Annotated in this window: 10 protein-coding genes; 5 read left to right on the forward strand and 5 right to left on the reverse strand. The window is 68.1% G+C overall.

Features of this window, described 5'->3' with window-relative positions; genetic code table 11:
- Positions 1 to 419: 419 nt before the first annotated feature.
- On the forward strand, positions 420 to 992 hold the full coding sequence (locus ACWEVN_RS35615; protein ID WP_452054203.1) for a hypothetical protein: 573 nt from the start codon (positions 420 to 422) through the stop codon (positions 990 to 992).
- Positions 993 to 1,431: 439 nt separating this feature from the next.
- Here ACWEVN_RS35615 and ACWEVN_RS35620 read toward each other — a convergent pair whose 3' ends face one another.
- Positions 1,432 to 3,090, reverse strand: a complete 1,659-nt coding sequence (locus ACWEVN_RS35620) for a DUF2079 domain-containing protein (RefSeq protein WP_452054204.1) — start codon at positions 3,088 to 3,090, stop codon at positions 1,432 to 1,434.
- A 297-nt stretch (positions 3,091 to 3,387) separates the two neighbouring features.
- Here ACWEVN_RS35620 and ACWEVN_RS35625 point away from each other — a divergent pair, with 297 nt between their 5' ends.
- Complete coding sequence (locus ACWEVN_RS35625; protein WP_452054205.1) at positions 3,388 to 9,624, forward strand: PA14 domain-containing protein; 6,237 nt, start codon at positions 3,388 to 3,390, stop codon at positions 9,622 to 9,624.
- Between the two features lie 550 nt (positions 9,625 to 10,174).
- Here ACWEVN_RS35625 and ACWEVN_RS35630 read toward each other — a convergent pair.
- Both ACWEVN_RS35630 and ACWEVN_RS35635 read right to left on the reverse strand, forming a co-directional pair.
- Complete coding sequence (locus tag ACWEVN_RS35630; RefSeq protein WP_452054206.1) at positions 10,175 to 11,809, reverse strand: hypothetical protein; 1,635 nt, start codon at positions 11,807 to 11,809, stop codon at positions 10,175 to 10,177.
- Positions 11,806 to 12,333 carry an RNA polymerase sigma factor gene (locus tag ACWEVN_RS35635; RefSeq protein ID WP_449679071.1) on the reverse strand — a complete coding sequence of 176 codons (528 nt, stop codon included), beginning with the start codon at positions 12,331 to 12,333 and terminating at the stop codon, positions 11,806 to 11,808. Before ACWEVN_RS35635 ends, ACWEVN_RS35630 begins: the two co-directional genes overlap by 4 nt.
- Positions 12,334 to 12,489: 156 nt before the next feature.
- Between ACWEVN_RS35635 and ACWEVN_RS35640 the strand changes: the two genes are divergently transcribed.
- Positions 12,490 to 12,780 (forward strand): hypothetical protein, encoded by a 291-nt coding sequence (locus ACWEVN_RS35640; RefSeq protein ID WP_449679072.1) that lies wholly within the window; start codon positions 12,490 to 12,492, stop codon positions 12,778 to 12,780.
- Positions 12,781 to 13,310: 530 nt separating this feature from the next.
- Here the strand turns inward: ACWEVN_RS35640 and ACWEVN_RS35645 are convergent.
- Together ACWEVN_RS35645 and ACWEVN_RS35650 are read right to left on the reverse strand one after the other, a co-directional pair.
- Entirely contained in the window at positions 13,311 to 14,651 is a 1,341-nt protein-coding gene (locus tag ACWEVN_RS35645) for a recombinase family protein (RefSeq protein WP_452054207.1), read from the reverse strand.
- 847 nt (positions 14,652 to 15,498) lie between these two features.
- Complete coding sequence (locus ACWEVN_RS35650; RefSeq protein ID WP_452054208.1) at positions 15,499 to 16,206, reverse strand: GntR family transcriptional regulator; 708 nt, start codon at positions 16,204 to 16,206, stop codon at positions 15,499 to 15,501.
- A gap of 195 nt (positions 16,207 to 16,401) precedes the next feature.
- Here ACWEVN_RS35650 and ACWEVN_RS35655 point away from each other — a divergent pair, with 195 nt between their 5' ends.
- Positions 16,402 to 17,787 (forward strand): MmgE/PrpD family protein, encoded by a 1,386-nt coding sequence (locus ACWEVN_RS35655; protein WP_452054209.1) that lies wholly within the window; start codon positions 16,402 to 16,404, stop codon positions 17,785 to 17,787.
- Positions 17,788 to 17,828: 41 nt separating this feature from the next.
- On the forward strand, positions 17,829 to 18,946 hold a 1,118-nt coding region (locus ACWEVN_RS35660; protein WP_449683799.1), incomplete at its 3' end, for an ABC transporter ATP-binding protein.

Below are 18,946 nucleotides of genomic sequence, written 5' to 3' on the forward strand. Positions count from 1 at the left end.
GCCAGCTGACCACCCGGCTACCCTCCTCTCTCGTAAAGCCCGCCCCTCCCCCCGGCGCGCCCCCGCCCCCCCCCCCCCCGCCCCCGCCGCCCCCCCCCCCCCCCCAATTGCCGATGGTCATGAGGTTCCACGTGCGACCGGAGGCTCATCAGGTAGCCGTCGGGCTGGTGGCGATCTGTTCCGGGCCGCCGTTGCGCCGCGGTAGCTGCAGGCACGGAGCGCTCGGCGGCACCGCCGTACTTCGCCACGATGCATCGCCTTCTCGTCGGTGTGCCTGAGCGACCACTCCCGGAGCCTCGGGTCCCCGCCGCCCGGAACTGACATGCTCCGCGGCGTAACCCTGCGGCGGATCGCCACGACTGTGTGGCAGAGACCGAGGCCGGAAGACGCCGAGGTAAAGCGGGTGGAGGTGGTTCGGCATGAGCAAGGCGTGGATCGCTCTACTCAGTGCTGTGCTGGTGGCGTTGATCGGGCTCGTGGGTACCATCGTTGCGGCCATGATCAACAAAACGGCGCCTTCCGCCTCGCCTTCGGCGCCGCCACTCGATCCGGCGAGCACCTCGCCGACTCCGATCCGTCCGGCGTGTGATCGCGCGGTGACGCTCACCGAGCCCGAAGACGGCGCCGAGATCGACGGAGTGGCCGGAGTGAAGGTCACGGGACGTGTTTGCGCCCTGCGCCCGGGTGAGTCGGTGTGGCTGTTCGACTACGACGCCTACGACGGAAACTTCTACCTGGTGTACGACCAGAACAGCGGACCTCAGCCGGTCGCGAACCGCAATGACGTCAGCTTCGTCATGCTGGACCAGCCTATCGGCGATCCGGGGGACAAACGCAAGGTCTACACGATCAAAGCCGTCGTGGCTTCGGCCGAGTGCGGCAGGAAAATCGCTCATACCGCTCCCGACGTGGAGGGAAACTACATCTTCCACCCACTGCCCGACGGTTGCACGGTGTCCGACGAGCGCCGGATTCTCGAAAGTCAGAAATAGGGCGGCGACGGCCGGCTGAGAGGTCGTGCAGGTGGTCGTTGGGCATTGTGCTGGCGCACCACTGATTCGGCTCGAGGCCGCGGCGTTGCCCCTGACGAAATCCGAGCGGGTGTGGCTGGAAGCGATCCTGACGACCTCGACTGCGGCCGGTCGAGGACCGATATCGTCCGATGAGTCGGTAGCACCTGTGATCTCGGTGTTGTAGTGACCAACTGTTCGGCTGACCGCGGGCCGGCACAGGTCGACCGCAGCGGGCAGGCATTCGTACGGCTCCAGCTGCCGCTTGGCGCCCGGCTATTCGATGGCGATTGTGATGTGAGCGCTTGAGACTCGAACCCATAGGGGCCGAGGAAGGGAAGTGGGCGGAGAATTGCCCGGTTCCCCGCATAGCCGAGGAATTTGCGGAACGACGTGTCCGGGTGGCCATGCTAATGGGAATTCAGTTGATGCGGTATAGGCGTCCGCCGTGGACGGCGAGCACGGTGACTGGTCCGTTGGTTGGGCCGCTTGTGGCGTCCCACGCCGTCGCGCCGGGTGCGGCCTTCGTAGTCTGTGCGACGGTGAGGGGTAGGCCCGTGATGCCGCCGCCGGTGACCGTGCCGGTCTGGTCGGTGATGAGGACGCAGTCTGGCCGTGCTCCGTTGACGACGGCCCAGCCGGTGATGATGCCGCCGACATCGGTGGCCGGAGCGTCGAGTGCTCCGGCTGCCTTGGCTGACTGCGGTTGCGCAGTGGTCAGGTCGAGGTGGCTGCCGAGTTCGGGGCCGTGGCAGCCGAGCGTGAAGTTGTCGTTGAATGGGTAGGCACCCAATGCTCGCGCTGCCGGTCCGGCGGCCCGCTGGATGTGCAGGGCATCGAGGGCGGCGGGGGCGTCGACGCGCAAGGCGATCGCGGCCAGGCTGAGCGGGGCATAACTGCGACGGACTTCGTCGGCCTTCCCGCCGCCGATGGCGTGGGTGACCAGGGACAGTGCGACGACCGTCACGACGAGGTACCGCTTCGGCCACTGTGGACGGTGCAAGGTGACCAGGACGAGTACCGCGGTGGTGGCCAGTGCGGCGAGCAGGACGTACCGGCTGATCAGCCCGACGTTCCCGCCGGGGACGTTGGCCGTGGTGCGGCCGAGCGCGAGCATCAGGGCCAGTGCGAAGGCGTAGCAAGCCACGCCCGCCCAGCCGGCGTCGGCCGCTGGCCGGTCGGTGGTCGTTCGGCGCAGCAGCAGCGCGAGCAGAGCGATGGTGAAGCCTCCGGCGATCACCGCGAGAACGGCGATGTCCACCGACCACAGGCCACCAACCGCGGCGGCGGCGACGGAAAGCCGTCCGTCCGGGTCGAAGGCGTCCGTCGCCCCGGACTGGGTTCCGGCGGGTTTGGTGAGCCACCAGACGACGAAGACCACCAGCCCGGCCGCCGCGGGGAGCAGGACGCGGAGCCGCGATTCCCTGCGCAGCCAGGCGATTCCGGCGATCACGAACCAGATCGGCAGTGCGGCACCGAAACTCAGGCAGCCCAGCGCAGCAGCTGTGTACGCGCCGACCCGGCGACCGTGGTGCGCGCAGGCGATGGCGATCGTGCAGAACATGATCGCGGGAACCCAGCTGATCCCGTTCGTGCTCTGCAGCCACAGTTCGGTGGCGTGGGAGCTGAACAGCAGCCAGGACATGGCCGCGATCAATGCCACTCGTGTCGTCGGGTTCAGCTGCCGCGGCAGCATCGTGCTGAGCGCGAACACCGAGACGGCGAGCAGGGCGACAGTCAGGACGGTTAGGACGCGGTTGTCCCCGCCGAACCACGCGGCGTCGGCGTAGAACAGCAGGGACGGCACGACGAACGGCTGGTCGAGGTGGTAGGTGAAGACCTGGCCGACCAGGAGGTGGCCGTTGTCGTCGGTGATCTTTGCGAAGACGTGCCAGTAGTCGAGCAGCACGTGCATCTTCGGCGCGCGTACCGCGGCCAGCAGCGCCAGAGCGGCGGGAACGGCCGCGAAGACCCAGAGCGCCGCGAGGCCGAGCCGAGGCGCGCCGTCGCGGCGGACCTTCGCGGTCGTGCGCGGGATCGGTGCGGGGACGTCCGGAGCGTCGAGCGCGGGCTGAGGCATCGATCTCCTGCCGAAGGGCGATATGTGGTCCGGCGACGGCAAGACCGGCGGCGATTGTAGCCGGTGAGCCTTCGCTGGCAGACGGTGGCAACCGGGGCCGTTACCGGGTCAGTGATCGGTTGGCAACTGTGTGATTCGTCTCACTCGATGGTGTAACGACGGTGTGAGGTCCCGCCGATGCTTGGTGCGGGCGAGGGATGGGAATTCCCGACCCTGGACGAACTGGGCATCATCTGCGCGGAGCGTCCGGCATAATCTCGCGGCGGCGTGGTGCTCCGTGGGTCATTGGGGGTGGCCATGGCGGATGCCAGGTCGCCGGGGGAGGAACTGGCCGTGCTGCGGTTGTCGCGTCCTGTCCATCTGGTCCGCTGGGTCAGAGCGATCGTGCTTGCTCTGACTGTGACGCTGCTTGTCGGCAGCACTGAAGCGATTGCTGCGCCACCGCGCGTGGCGGAAGCGCCGAAGCCGATCGATCCGCGCGACGTCGGGTTGCTTTCGTCGGCTGCAACGGCGCCCGCTGTGCCGCAGGCGCCGTCGAATGCGGATTTCGCAGCTCAGAGCCGGTTGGACGGTGGCGCTGGCACCCACTTTGACCCGCAGCGGTCGACGCCGGTGTCGCGGTCGATGTTCGTCACCGAGTACGTCAACGCCGACGGCACGCACTCGGTGCGGCAGTCGAACCAGCCCCTGAACGTGCAAGACGAGCACGGCCAGTGGCAGCCGGTCCAGACGACCTTGGCCACCGACCCGGCGACCAGGCGCGCCGACGCCGACCACCACCCGCTGAGCCCGTCACTGGCCACCAAGGCCGACGCCGCCGCGGTGCTGCAGGTCGAGTCCGGCGGCCACACCGCGGGCCTGGCGCTCGACCAGGCCGCCCCGGCGACTGCCGCGGTGAAGGGGGACTCGGTCACCTACCCGGAGGTCGCCGCCGGAACCGACCTCGACTACGAAGTTACCCCGGGCGCCGTAAAGGAGACCATCAAGCTCAAGCGCCCGCCGGCCGACGGCCGCTCGTCGTGGAAGTTCAAGCTCACCACCGGTGACCTGACGCCGAAGCTGGAGCGCAGCGGGGCCGTCACCCTGGCCGACAAGAGCGGCGCGGCGAAGATCGTGCTGCCGCCGATCGAGACCTGGGACTCCGCGGGTAACGGCGAGACTGCGCCGGCGATGACGGGCGGCGTCTACACCCTGGAGAAGGCGGGCACGGACTGGTGGCTGACCGTCGCGGTCGACCCGAACTGGCTGCGCGACCCGAAGCGCGTGTACCCGGTGTTCGTCGACCCGACCTTCACCTACGGCGTCACCGAGTCGCACTCCTACCGTTCGGACGGCACGAACTGTGACGCCTGCGGTCTGCGGATCGGCAACAGCCAGGCCAAGGGCGACACGTACAACCGCAGCGTCTTCCACATGGACTACTCGCCGCTGTTCGGCAAGACCGTGGTCGGCGCGCGGATGGACCTGACCCGCAACACCAGCGTCGTCGGGTCCCTGAAGACGTGGAACGCAAACCTCTACCACGCGTCGGCGTTCAACTTCAACGGCGTCGGCGGCTACATGACCAGTGCGCTGGTCGGTGACGTCGGGAGTTTCGTCGGCGAAGGCATGACCGGGTTCATCCGTGACCGCGTCAACGCCCGCGACGGCTCGGTGTTCTTCATGATGATCGGCGCCGAGAACCCCGGGACGTGGACGTACAAGAACCTCAACGCCACCCTCACCGTCGACACCGGCTCTCCCGCGCCGGCCACGACGCTGGTCGGTCCGGCAGACGGCACGGTGTCGACGTCGCTGACCCCGACCCTGGCGGTCAACCCGGTCACCGACCCCGATGGCGAGCAGGTCAAGTACTGCTTCCGCATCGCCACCGGCGCCGACGCCAAGTCCGGCGTCGTGGTCGAGTCCGGCTGCCTGACCACGCCGACCTGGACGGTCCCGGCCGGGATCCTGCAGGACGGCGTCGCCTACACCTGGCAGGCGATGACCTACAGTGGGACCACCACAATCACCCCGACATGGGTGGGCCATTTCAAGATCGACCAGCGGATCGGTGACCACGGCCCCTCGCCGGTGGACACCGTGGGACTGGTAAGTGTCAACCTGGCCAATGGCAATGTCTCGACCTCGGCGGGGTCGCCGTCGTTCACCACGGTCGGCGGCAATGCGGGTCTGAGCTTCACCTACAACTCGCAGCAGGTGGAGAGCAAGGGGCTCAAGGCGTCTTACTTCGCCGACCTGTCGCACAACGGAATCATCAACGACGCGCAGCAGCCGGTGCTGGTGCGGACCGAGCCGCAGGTCAACGTCGACTGGGGCACTGACTCGCCCTTTGCGCCGGCGTTGCCGGCGGACTGGTTCGTCGCGCGCTGGGAGGGCTTCTTCCAGGCCCCGGTGACCGGGACCTACCAGTTCGCGGGTGTGCATGACGACGGCGGCACTGTGTGGATCAACGGCGCCAAGGTCTACGAGGTCAACACCGCAAGTGACCTGAACTGGACCCAGTCCACCAATGTCTCGTTGACTGCGGGGCAGCGGGTGCCGATCAAGGTGGAGAACGCCGAGGCGACGGGTGCGGCGAAGATGCGGTTGTTCGTCCGCACCACTGACAACACCACGGTCGCTCCGCAGATCGTCCCGGCCGACTGGTTGTTCACCTCCGACCTGCCGGTGCTGCCGCAGGGCTGGACCCTTTCGGCCGACCTCGATGGTGATGGCTCGAGTTACACCGAGGCCAAGGTCACCGACCAGAACATCGTGCTGACCGACGCCTCGGGAGCCAAGCACACCTGGTCCAAGAAGAGCACCGGCGGCTACACAGCCCCGGACAACGAGGACGGCACCATCGCCCTCGACACCGCTGGCAAGATCGCCCTCAACGAGGGCGGCGCGATCTACATCTTCCGCGCCGACGGCAAGCTCGAGACCCAGACCAGCGTGCTCGACGGCCGCAAACCCGCGACGCTGCAGTACCTCTACGACGGGACACCGTCACGGCTGCGGGAGATCAAAGACCCCGTCTCACAGCGCTCCCATGTCCTGCACTACAACCGTCCCGGGGATGACTGCTACGGCAGTGTCGCCCCGCCGCCCGGCGCCGCGACGCTCCCACCATCGCAGATGCTGTGCCGCATCACCTACTGGGACGGGACTGAAACCCGTCTGTGGTACTTCGGAACAGGATCGCTCCAACTCGGGCGCATCGAGGACCCGGGCTCGGAGATCACCGACTACGGCTACAACGCCCAGGGCCTGCTCGGCGCGACCCGCAACAGTCTGGCGAACGACTGGATCGCCGCCGACCCCGCCAACCGTCAGGCCAACGCAGCCGACCTGATTACGTCTGTCGGTTACGACACCGCAGTCAAGCCGAAGGCCACCAGCGTCACCTCGCCCCCACCCGCCCTCGGCCAGCCGCGCCCCGGCCGGGCATACCGCTACGACCCAGCCAACCGCCAGACCTTCGTCGACGTCCTCGGCCTCACCCCGGCCACCGGGTTCTTCACCAAGGCGACCTACGACGACGCCGACCGCCTCATGACCACGACCGACGCCACCGGGAAGACGACAGGCCAGACCTGGAACGCAAAGGACCAGAAGCTGACCTCGACCGACGCCGCAGGCCGAGTGTCGACCACGGCCTACGACTACGCCGACCGCCCCACCGACACCTACGGCCCCGCACCGGCATCCTGCTTCACCGGCCAGACGCCGACCGCCGCCTGCGTCGCCACCGTGCCGCACACCCGGACCGGCTACGACGAAGGCATCAACGGTCTTGCCGTGTCCTGGTACGACAATGATCAGCTCTCCGGAGCGCCGAAGGCCTACACCACCGGACTAGGTACCGCGGACGGCACGTTCGTGAAGAACTGGGACGCCGCGGCGCCCACCGCGGGAATCCCGGCAGACCACTTCTCGCTGCGTGCGGCAGGCGAACTCGTCTTTCCCGCCGCCGGTGACTACACACTGCGGCTGCTCGCCGACGACGGCGTCCGTGTCTGGGTCGACGACCAACTCGTCATCGACGACTGGATCAACACCACCCCTAAGTGGCGCCAAGGCGTCGTGCACGCCGACAACGCCGGCCAGGCCAAACGGATCCGCGTCGACTACTACGAGTTCGACCTCACCTCCCAGCTGGAACTGCACTGGACCACACCCAGCGGCACCCAGCAGCCCGTTCCCGGTACCCAGCTACGCCCGCGCTACGGACTGACCACGTCCACCACGACGTCCGAGTCGGATGGTGTCCCTGACAAGGTCGCGACGACGCAGTACGGCCAGAACGGCCTCGATCCGATCTACGGACTCGCGGCCACAACCACAACCGGCAGTGGTACGACCCAGCTGACGAGCAACACCAACCACGAAACCCCCGGTACCGGCTACCTACGAGAACTCAGTCGTACCGCGCCCAGCGGCGCGGTCACGACCACCGCGCACTACGGAGACACCGAAACGCGCACGAATCCCTGCGTGACCGGCAGTCCTGCTGTCAACCAAGGTGGCATGCCGAAGGTTGTCACCGGCCCAGCGCCGGCTACCGGCGCCGCCCGAACCGAAGAAGAAGTCTACGACGCATCCGGACGCGTCATCGCCAGGTCGATCGCAGGTGATTGGACTTGCACCACCTACGACTCGCGTAGTCGGGTCACCTCCGTCAAGACGCCCGCCAACTCCACGGCAGGCGAACGCACCACTACCCGAAACTACGCCGTCGGAGGCGACCCGCTCACGAGCTCCGTGTCGGACCAGTTCGGCACGATCACCACTCGCACCGACCTCCTCGGCCGCACCATTTCGTACACCGACGTCCAGGGAACGCGGACAGACACCACCTACGACGCCGCCGGCAGGATTTACCAAGAGACCGTGACCCCGCCCAATCCGGCCGACCCCGCGCAGGTCACGACCTACGTCAACGACGACGCCGGCCGTATCTTGACCACCAAATTGAACAACACAGTCCTCGCCACAACGACCTACGACAACGCCGGGGAACCGGCCTCCGTGACCTATGCCAACGGAGCTGCTCTTACCTCGATCGGAAAGGACAACGCTGGCAACACGGCGTCCTTGACCTGGAAGACCAGCGACAACGCGACCATCATCGCCCAGGTCAGCCGGACCCGCGCGGGAACCATCTTCGATGAGTCACTCGGAGGCAGCGACGCGCGCCCGGGCGGCCCCAACTTTATCTACGATCTCGCCGGCCGGATGACGGAGGCCTACGTCACGGGCCACCACTACACCTACGATTTCACTTCGTCGGCTGCGGCGACGTGCCCGACGGGTGCGCGTGCCAATGCCGGCGCCAACACCAACCGCGTCCGGCTGCTCGACCAAACCAGTTCGGGCACCGCCGAGACCACCTACTGTTACGACTCCGCAGACCGGCTCCTCGCCACCACTGGCGCGACCGCCCTGACCGGTATCGGCTACGACAGTCACGGCAACACCACGCAGTACACGATCGGGTCCAACAGCACCTACCTGGGCTTTGACGCCGCGGACCGCAACCTCACCGCACGCACCACCGGTGCGGACCCGGCGGACATCGCCTACGTCCGAGACGCAACCGACCGCATCGTGCGGCGCAATGCAGCCCAGGGTGACACCACGACTGACGTCCTTTACGGCTACACCGCCGATGGAGACAGCGCCGATCTCGCCTACTCCACTGACAAGCGGCTGTTGACCCGCACGCTGACGCTGCCCGGCGGAGTCCTCTACACCGTTCGGGGTGGTGACGGCACCACGGCGCCGACCTGGGACCTGCCGGACGTGCGCGGCAACATCGCGCTCACCTGCGACAACACCGGCAAACAGGTCGGCGGCCTGTGGACGTACACCCCATACGGACAGCCGCTCACGCCAAGCGGCGCGGTCGACCCCGACGCCGTGCCCGACAACCAGCCCGGCCAGATGGACAATGGCTGGCTCGGACAACACCAGAGACCCTACGAGCACGCCGGGTCGCTCGAACTCGTTCAGATGGGCGCTCGGACCTACAACCCCCTCCTCGGGCGCTTCCTTTCGGTCGATCCGGTCGAAGGCGGATCCGCGAACGACTACGACTACGTTCTCGCTGACCCGATCAACAAGACCGACCTCAACGGACAGTGGTGGTCCTTCCTCAGCAAAGCTGCCAACTGGGTCGCCGACAACTGGCGCCCCATCCTGCAAACAGCTGCGGTCGTCGGCGGTATTGTCGGCGCCATTGCCTGTGGCGTCAGCGTTGTCTGCGGCGCAATCGTCGGGGGCGTAGCAGCGTTCGCCGGTTACGCCGCAGCGAACGCCGGTACACCGAACTGGTCCACCGCCGGTGCTATCCGCACCACTATCCTCGGCGCTGCAGGCGGAGCGCTCGGCGCTGGACGTGCGCGGATCGGCGCCAATCAGGCGAAGCCCAGCGGTCGAACCCTGAGGAACGCTAAGGGGCGGGTCGTCTACCGCAAACGGCTCTTCTATCGCGGCGGACACTGGTCTAAGTCGGCGAAAGGCTGGCGTCGGTGGAGCTGGCGACGATGACCCGTACAATGGCGTCGTCGCGCTTGCTTCGAGATTGGAATCGTATGTCGCTTAAGGACAGGTACCCACGCCTTACCCCGGTGCGCGCATTCACCATTCTCGGTTTGATAATCATTGCTGGGTTGATAGCTTTTATTGGGCCTCACAATGAGTGGGTCATCGGCCTGACTACGGGGCTGCTGGTTTCAGCGGCATCGGCACTTGGCGTTCGTTGGCGAAACCAGGATGCTGACCGTAGAGATGGTAGTTAGATAGAACGTCAGTACAGGAATCTCGGCCCGGCGGCAGGGCGCTTCGAGTGTCGCCGGGCTTTTCTGCGCCACCGAGGCCTGAATTGGGCACCTGTAGCCTGAAGCTAGCGAATTGAGTTATAAGCAAGGGACGCTGAGGCTTGAGCGGGCTTATTCTGGGACTCGTCACAGGCGGCTGCGCCTGGCATTCTAGGTTCGGATGTGCGGCAGGTTCGCGCTCAGCCGTCTCCACCCGCCGATGGACACCACGTTCGATCTGAAAGTCGCTCTACCTGACGCCCCACGTATCGCCCAGCAGTTCATGATCGCGAAACCACGGCCAAGACTACGGGGACGGACGACGAATAGCACGAGCGCGAGCTCCGGGCTGCCCTCCCCGGACGCTCACCACGACTGACTGTCGTCGGCTGCCTGGATGGCGGCGAACCGGTCGCCGTTGTCGGCGTGACTCCCAAGTGCTCTACCCGCCTCTGTACAGCGAGCAGATCCGCCAACTGGATGGTTGCATACCCGTCGCCGCTCTCGGCTTGGGGGCGCAGGACCTGGATGGCGTTATCGACCTGCCCCTGTTTGATCAGCAGGTCAATCAACCAGCGGGCGGCGTAGTCGTCCCCGCGGTCGGCGAGTTCCTGGCATAGAGCAAGGGCTTCATGGTCGCAGCCGCGGAGTTCGGCGTTGTCGGCGAGGCCTGGGGTGTCGTCGGTGTGATGGTGGCGGAGCAATGCCTGCCACGCGGTGTCGGGAAGTGGCTCGATGCGGCGAACCCGTAGGGCGTGCTGGTTAAGGTAGTCGGCGACCCGGTAGCCGGCGATGGTCCCCATGCCGACGGGAACGGGAGTGAGCGCGGCGATGGCACCGGACAGCCGCCTGGTGGCGTAGTTCAGCGCATCATCGAGCCACCATGACGGTGCAGTGGCCACGTCCCGTTCGTTCAGGTATCCGGGTGCGGCGGCGTCGAGGTAGTCGCGGGTGAGGGGAGCGTGGGCGCCGACTCGGCGGGCGTCGAGCGCGGCGGTGATGACCGCCTTGGCGTAGGCGGGCGCCAGTTCCCAATGACGAATCAGTTCGAGCCCCCCGGCCATCACTTGTGTGAGGCCGGCGTCGGAGGTGTCAAGCGCGACTCGGAGCCGGCGATCGATGTCGGCGAGGTTTTCGGCGCGGCGCCGTTCGTGGGTGTTGAACGCGGCGGGCACGTGCAGCACCTCGGCTAGGTCGAGCAGGCGCCGATCGTTGGCATACGGGTCCGGCCGGCCGTTCTCGGGCAGCGCCGTGCGCTTGCTGTGTTCGTCAGGCCAGCACGTCGCGACCAGCACCACGCCGGCTGCGATCAGCTCGCGGACCTGGCCAGCTGGCACGCCTGCGGGGTGGTCGAGGTAGTCCTGCAGCTCATCCAGCCACAGCACCGTCCGCTCGGCCGGCTGGGCGGCGAACGCCTGCAGCGCGGCGAATGCCTGCAGCGCCTCGGCGTCGCTTGGGTGCAGCAGCCACCAGTCCGGCACCACCGCCTGCACCGCCTCGAACAGGGCGCGGGTCTTCCCGACCGATGAGTCCCCGACCAGGACGACGAACCCGCCCTGCTCACGGGCTCGCGTGAGCTTTGCGCGCAGGTCGGCGTCGAGATCGCGCGGCACGTACAGCGGCAGCCCATCTTCACCCGGCCCGGACTGGGCGTGCTCGGGGGACTGGGGCTGGGCGGTCTGAATCGCGGCGTGCACTCCCAGTATCCGCGGTCGCGCGTCACGGACCCGCACCGCGCCCGACGGGCCCCGCTGATGCTGGTTCACTACCTGATCCAGCGCCTCCCCAGGCCCCTCGGCCGCGGCCCGCTGCACGGCGTGGAGCACCGCGGCGCGGTCGACGTCGGCGTTGACCGACTGCACGAAGTCCTCGTCGGCCTCGGCCAGCCAGTTGTCGAACTCCTCGTCCTGGGTCATCGAGTCCTCCTCCGCGGCTTCGTCGTGTCCGGTATCTGTCCTGCTGCCTGCGAGGTGCGCAGATGCTTCATACGCTCGCGCGCGTGCCGCAAGTTCGACCGGACGGTCGTGGGGGTCGACCCGGTGATCACGGCTATCTCCGCGGGGTCGAACCCGTCCAGGTACCAAGCCATCACTTCGCGCTGGGCGTCGGGCAGCTGCCGCAGAAGCGCGACGACGGCTGGATGTTCTTCCACCACGGCGCGCGGCTGATCATCGGCCAGGTCGGTGGTCGACCAGCAACCGGCGATCGCCGCCTTCACGCTGCGCGGGCCCTCGGCGAGCAACCGGAACGCAATCCTCCTACTGACCGTGCGCACCCATGCCTTCGGGGCGGCGACCTCTGACCACTGCCGCAGCAGCTCAGTCATGGCCTCCGCTGCGGCATCGCGGGCGATCTCCCGGTCGTAACCGGACTTGCACAGGAACCCCACCAGCCGATCGAAGTCCCGGTCGAAGAAGGCGGTGAACTCCTCATCGGCCACCCCAGACCACCGCGCCCTCCTTCGCTGACACCAACCCCGTCCCCGGTGAGTGCACCGGCAGCAGTCCCGCGTGCAACGCGAGACCCAATATTGTCCAGGTGAATCTCGCCGACGGCGATTTTGCACGCCGGCAGGCCCGAGAACGCACTGAGCGACATGAACTCCGACGATCCACCGGAGGGCCACTCTCTCCCGGTCGGCGCCACCTCGAATGACCCACCCGCCTGGCGCTGGATCTTCCTGCTCACCCACTACGGCTGCGGCGGCGGCTGGCGCCCGATGTGCAAGATCCTGCTGCTGCTTGGGATCCCACTCGCGCTGCTCATCGTGCTGTCGCTAGCGACCGGCCCCTGGTGGGTGCTGGGCACCAGCGCCACCGCCGGCGGCGCAACCTGGCTGCGCCGCCGCGCGGCCCGCCGCGTGCAGCAGCTCGGCTGCGCTGGCTGACGACATCCGTTATGTGCTGGGGTCCGCGCTGGCGCGGGCACCGCAACGCTGCAGATTGGCGAGCAGTCCTTGGGGCCGACCGTCAAGTGAGCTGATCGAGGCGTACGAAACCGTTCGCGCCACGCCTGCCGAGATCAAGCCCGAGTCGGCCACCAAGCCAGCGCTGAAACGGAGACCGCGAAAAAGTCAGCGGTCTGAGGGTGAGTGCCGGGCAACTTATGCGTGAGCGCATGGCCGGGCGGGCCGAAGCCCGGTTGCGGGCCTCGAGGTGCTCAGCGTCTGTATAACGACGTAGTACCGGGTGGGGCCACTGCACGCGGAGTCAGAGTTCGCACCGTCGTCGGGTGTGCAGCGCTGCCCCCCAGTCGGCTTCGTCTGGAGGGTAGATGCGAGGGTCGTGACTCTGCGCTACCATTAGCGCATGATCTCCCCAAACACGGGAGATATCCCACGTATGGGGGTTCAAGTCTCGGACACAGTATTACCCCACGGATCGCGGAATGCGATCTTGAGGCTGGGGTGATCGTAGCCTAGCTCGAGTCGATCTCCTGCAATCGCCATCCGGCGTGGTCATAGACGATGATCTTTCCTGAATCGCGAAGCGCCGCTGCCACGCGCTTGTGCCGTGTTCGGTCAACCTCCGGTGTGGCGCGGCCGTCCTTGCCTCTTTCTCCGAGTCGGATGCTGAGCTCGTCGAGCAGGTGGTCCTCGCGGATATAGAGCGTCTTCGGCCGCGGCTGGTCCACTCGCTGGGTGCTGGTGTGGCCGTGGCGGCAACGGTAGGTCGGTCGCCCGTGGTTCCAGTGCGAGTCCAGCCGCCGGTCGCAGACGCCACAGTGGATCAGGCCGGCGAGCGCGAATCGGCGGGTTTGGCCGTCGCCGGCGGGGTGCGCCGCCCGGATCTGCTGCGCGTCGACGAAATCCTGCTCCGTGATGATCGGCGGATGCGCAGTCTTGGTAGAGAGTGCCGGCGACGCGGCTGGGCCGTCGGTGCCGGTGGCGCGGCGGTTCCAGGTTTGGCGGCCGGTGTAGCGCGGGTTCGCCAGGATCACGGCGACGGTGCGCAGTGTCCAGGCGCCGCGGGTGTGGTGGCGGTTGCGGTCCGGGTCGGCGCTGGACGGGCATGGGATGCCGCGTTCGTTGAGGTGCCGGGCGATGCTGGCGACGCTGTGACCGGCGAGACGTTGGCGGAACATCCAGGCGACGTGCGGCGCGGTTCGTGGGTCGGGTGCGAGGCGTTGGAGTCGGCGGCCCCAGCGGGCGTCGGCGGGGTTGGGGTGGGGTCCGGCGTCGACGAGTTGGTAGCCGTAGGGTGGTCGGCCGCCGAGGTAGCGGCCTTGCTGGGTGGCTTGGTTGTGCATCGCCGCCAGGACCCGGTGGCGGGCGCGGAGTACTTCACGCTGCGACTGGGTGGCGAGAAGTGCAATCAATGCGCGGTGGTCGCGGTTGGCGAGGTCGACCGGCCCGCCGGTTTCGGGCAGCCACAACTGGATGCCGTGGCGGGTGCACCATGTATACAGGGTGGTGAACTGCGAGCCGGTGAACGCGCGCTCGTACTCACCGACCACGATTGCATCGATAGTCTTGTCTCGCGCGCCGATCTCGGCCATGAGTCGTGCAGCGTGCGGTCGTTGTGTCCATGGGACGCGGCGGGAGGTGCCGGCGTCGAAGTACGCGGCAACGATCCGGCCGTGGCTCGCGATGAGGTCGTTGGCCATGTCGCGTTGCCAGCCCTGCGACGACACACGGTCTTGATGGCGGGTGGTCGAGGTGCGGCCGTAGAAGGCGAACCGGAGTCCGCCGCGGTGGTCGGATGGGGAAGAAGTGCGGGTGGGCTTGTCGGTGGCCACCCATTGCGCGAGCAGGTCCACGGTCCCGGTTGTAGGCGGCGCCGGTTCTGCGAGTGGTCGATGCGAGATCACGATGACAGGATGCGTCGTCGGAGGACGTATGACGGTGAGCTCGGGAGCATTCGCTCGATCAACGCAACCCCCCGCTTGCAGAGTGCGCGGTGTATAACGTCCTATTCAGTGACACTCAGGGTGCAGCCTGCAGCTTCCTTGCGGTAGTTCTATCGCCGGTGAGTGATGAGGGGGTGCTGTACTGGACCGCATCGCGCCAAAATCTACGCCGAGTGGTTCCGGACGCTCGCCGACCCGACGCGGGTGCAGGTCCTCGATCTGCTTGCCGAGACCGGCCGCCCGATGGCGGTGGGGGAGATCGTTGGTCGAGCGGCGGGGACGCCTGGTTCTACCGGGTCAGCGAAGTGTGCGTCTCCTGCTTCCCGAGTGCCGCGGACGTCGTGATGGGTGCGGGGTCCGGTCATTCGCCGCGACAGTCGATAAGAGGGCCTGACGAACCCTGGCCGCGATGCCGTCCACGACCGCTACGCCACCGCCGCCCGCCGAGCCGTGGCCGGAAAAGGGAAGGGCCTGCTGGTCGGTGAAGGAGACGCTGACCGGCTTCGTCCGCTCCGCCGGCGCAGAGGTTCCGGTCGAGGCGACTGCGACCGGTCTCAGCTGGGGCAACCCGCTCGCCGTCGCCGAATTGAAGCTGGGTGAGACGGTTCGGCAGGAGGCCGCGACGCTCGTCGTACAGCAAACGTCTGCACGTTTACGTCGGCCGCCGCGGCCGTCAGCATCGCTTCGGCCGCTCGGCTCGCTTGACCCGGCCCGGCAGCAGGTCCTGACGTGCCGAACCCCTTCCCTTGTAAGGGTGTCAGTTCGGGGCGATCGCGGGAAAGTCCTCGCGCTCGTCGCCGCCGGCCGCGCGCAGGTCCGGTTCCTGTTCGCGGATCGCCGCGGCGTGCATGATGTGGTCGCTGGTGAGTTCCGCGGCCCTGGCCGCGTCGCCGCGGATGACGGCGTCGAGGATCTGCCGGTGATCGCGCTGCAGGGCATGGGCGTGGTCTTCGGTCCAGATGGTGGCGGAGGGGATGAAGCGCACCCACAGTGCCTCGACGTACTGCAGGACCAGGGGAGAGGACTGCTGGTACAGCGCGAAGTGGAACTCCTTGTTGAGTACCGAGAGTTCCGCGGCGGAGGCCGTGCCGGAGCCGACGGCTTCGTCGAGCCGGTCGTACTTCTCCTGGACGGCGGCGAGGCCGGCCGGGGTCATGCGTTCCACGGCCATCGCGGCGGCGACCGCTTCGGTGGCGGCGCGCAGCCGGTAGAGGTCCTGGGCGCTGTCCGGCGTCATCTCCCGCACCGAGGCGCCACGGTGCGGGGAATAGGTGACCACGCCGTCCGCTTCGAGCAACCGCAGGGCTTCCCGGACGGGGGTCGGGCTCACGCCGTAGCGTTTGGCGAGCACCGTCTGCTTGATGAGCTCGCCCGGGCGCAGCTCACCGGAAGCGACGTCCTGGCGGATCCGGTCGGCCACGTAGGCCGTCCGGCTCTGGGGTGGTGCCGTCGCGCCCTCGGTCATGGGATCCCCCTGCTGTCGTGCGCATCAAGCGCCGAAGACTAGTCGGTCGGACACTCAACAGTCTATAGGAAAGTGTTTACGCAGGTAGAAGACGCACTCAGAACCGCTAGACAACACTCTATAGAGTATGTAGTCTCCGGCGAACGGTCAGCACGCAGCGCATCGCGGCGCTGAAGATCGAGCTCAGGAGGGTGCATGGACGCACGGACCGGACTCACGCGGCGGGTGGCCGAGTGGATCGCCGAGCAGGGCCGCCTGCCGTTGCCCGAGGCGCTGGACCACCACGTCCGCCGGATGGTGCTGGACCACCTGGCCGGAGTGGTGGCGAGCTCGGTCGGCCCGGTGTCCCGCGCCGTCGGCACGCACGTCGCGCGGACCTACCCGGGCAGCGAGGCGACGGCCATCGGGCACGGCCGGTCGTCGGTCCTCGGCGCGGCCGTCCTGAACGGGACCAACGGCCACGGGATCGAGGCGGACGAGGGCTACACGCCGGGCAGCATGCACCCGACGTCGGTGGTCCTGCCCGCGGTTTTCGCGGTGGCGCAGCAGAGCGGCGCCGCACCCGAGCGCGTGCTGCGGGCCGCGGCCGTGGGCATGGAGCTGGCGTGCCGGATCGCGGCCGCCGGGCACCCCGCGACCCGGCAGCGCGGTTTCCACAACACGCCGGTCGGCGGGGTCTTCGGCGCCGCGGCCGCCGTGTGCGTGCTCAAGGACCAGCCCGTCGACGAGGTCGCGAACGCGCTCGGCATCGCCGGTTCGCACGCGGGCGGCCTGTTCGAGTTCCTCAACGGCTCGGCCGAGGTCAAGCGGTTCCACCCGGGCAAGGCCGCGCGCGACGGCATCGTGTCGGCCGATCTCGCCGCGGCCGGGCTCACCGGCCCGGGAACCGTGCTGGAAGGCCGCGACGGCTACTTCGCCGCCTTCGCCGGCGGCGACTGGGTGCCCGAGCGGGTCTCGGCCGGGCTCGGCGTGGACTGGGTGCTGCTGAACACCTACGTCAAGCCCTACCCGTGCTGCCGCCACCTGCACGGAGCCATCGACGCCGCGCTGGAACTGCGGCGCGCACCCGCATTCGACCCCGACGCCATCACGAGTGTGCGGATCGGGACGTTCGGCATCGCCGTCAACCACGCCGGCACGAAGCTCGACACCGTCCTCGAGGCGCAGCTCAGCCTGCCGTACACGGTGGCGGTCGCCCTGCGGCGCGGGGCGGTCACCCTCACCGACTTCGGCGAGGAAAGCCGGTCCGACCCGGCCGTCGGCAAGCTGATGGACGCGATCGTGGTCGAACTCGACGCCGAAGCGGATGCTGCCTACCCCCGCAACGGCCGCCCGGCGGACGTCACGATCACCCTGACCGACGGGACGGTCCTGCGGCACCGCGTCCAGCACCCGTACGGCGAACCGGCCAACCCGCTGTCCGACGTCGCGCTCGAAGACAAGGTGCGCGGCCTGTGCGAACCCGTGCTCGGGGCCGCCGGCACCGCCGACCTGATCGCGTCGGCCTGGCGGTTCGACGACCTCGGCTTCCTCGACGCCGCCGACACGCAAGTCCGGTCCGGGCTCGTCACCGCGGGCTGAGCAAGCCCCTTTTCCCGACCACCACAGCGAGGAGCCATCCAATGAGGGTTGGTGTTCACGAACTCGAACTCGCCTACGGCGACCACCGCGCCATCAAGAAGCTCGACCTGACCATCGAAGACGGCCGGTCGGTGGTCCTGCTCGGCCAGTCCGGCTGCGGCAAGACCAGCACCATGCGGTGCATCGCCGGGCTGGAGTCACCCACCGGTGGCACCATCACCATCGGCGAGCGCACCGTCTTCGACGCCGCGCGCGGCAAGGTCGTCCCGCCGTTCAAGCGCAACGTCGGGATGGTCTTCCAGTCCTACGCGGTCTGGCCGCACAAGACCGTCCTCGAGAACGTCGCCTTCCCCCTGCGGATGCAGGGCGTCGCGGCGGGGGAGCGGCGGCGGCGCGCGATGGAGGTGCTCGACGTCGTCGGCCTGGCGCACCTGGCCGACCGCGGCGCGAGCAAGCTCTCGGGTGGCCAGATGCAGCGGGTCGCGCTCGCCCGGTCGATGGCGATGCGGCCGAGCGTGCTGCTGCTGGACGAGCCACTGTCCAACCTGGACGCCCGGTTGCGCGACGAGCTGCGCGTCGAGTTGCGCCGCATCCAGCAGGAAGGCGGGCTGACCAGCCTCTACGTCACCCACGACCAGCAGGAGGCGCTCGCGCTGGCCGACCGGATCGCGATCATGCAGGACGGGCGGATCACCCAGCTCGGCACGCCCGAGGAGATCTACCGCGAACCGGCGAGCGCGTCGATCGCGGAGTTCCTCGGCGTGAGCAACATCTTCCCCGTCGAATCCGCGGCCGGGCCGCAGTGCGTCAAGCTCGAGGGCACCGACGTCGTGCTCGCCACCGACGGGATGCTGCCGGACGGGCCGTCGAGCGTGTGCATCCGGCCCGGTGACGTCGAGATCGTGACCGGTGTCGCCGCCGACCCGGCTCCGGGGACGAACACCTTCGCATGCACGGTGGACGTCGCCGTCTTCCAGGGGACGTCGATCCGGTGCAAGCTCACCACCGGGTCGGGCCTGCGGCTCGAAGCCGTCTGCCCGCCGCCGCCGACCGGCGGGCTCGCACCCGGCGCGCAGGTGACCGCCCGGGTCGCGGCCCAAGACGTCCTGGTCCTGCCCCGCACGGCGGCGGAACGCCCGGCCGCCGCGGTGATCGCGGC

The organism is Amycolatopsis sp. NPDC003861 (genome assembly GCF_053605405.1).

Coding starts and splice junctions, on each gene's coding strand:
- ACWEVN_RS35615 (WP_452054203.1), top strand. CDS start 420: ATGAGCAAGGCGTGGATCGCTCTACTCAGTGCTGTGCTGGTGGCGTTG.
- ACWEVN_RS35620 (WP_452054204.1), bottom strand. CDS start 3,090: ATGCCTCAGCCCGCGCTCGACGCTCCGGACGTCCCCGCACCGATCCCG.
- ACWEVN_RS35625 (WP_452054205.1), top strand. CDS start 3,388: ATGGCGGATGCCAGGTCGCCGGGGGAGGAACTGGCCGTGCTGCGGTTG.
- ACWEVN_RS35630 (WP_452054206.1), bottom strand. CDS start 11,809: ATGACCCAGGACGAGGAGTTCGACAACTGGCTGGCCGAGGCCGACGAG.
- ACWEVN_RS35640 (WP_449679072.1), top strand. CDS start 12,490: ATGAACTCCGACGATCCACCGGAGGGCCACTCTCTCCCGGTCGGCGCC.
- ACWEVN_RS35650 (WP_452054208.1), bottom strand. CDS start 16,206: ATGACCGAGGGCGCGACGGCACCACCCCAGAGCCGGACGGCCTACGTG.
- ACWEVN_RS35655 (WP_452054209.1), top strand. CDS start 16,402: ATGGACGCACGGACCGGACTCACGCGGCGGGTGGCCGAGTGGATCGCC.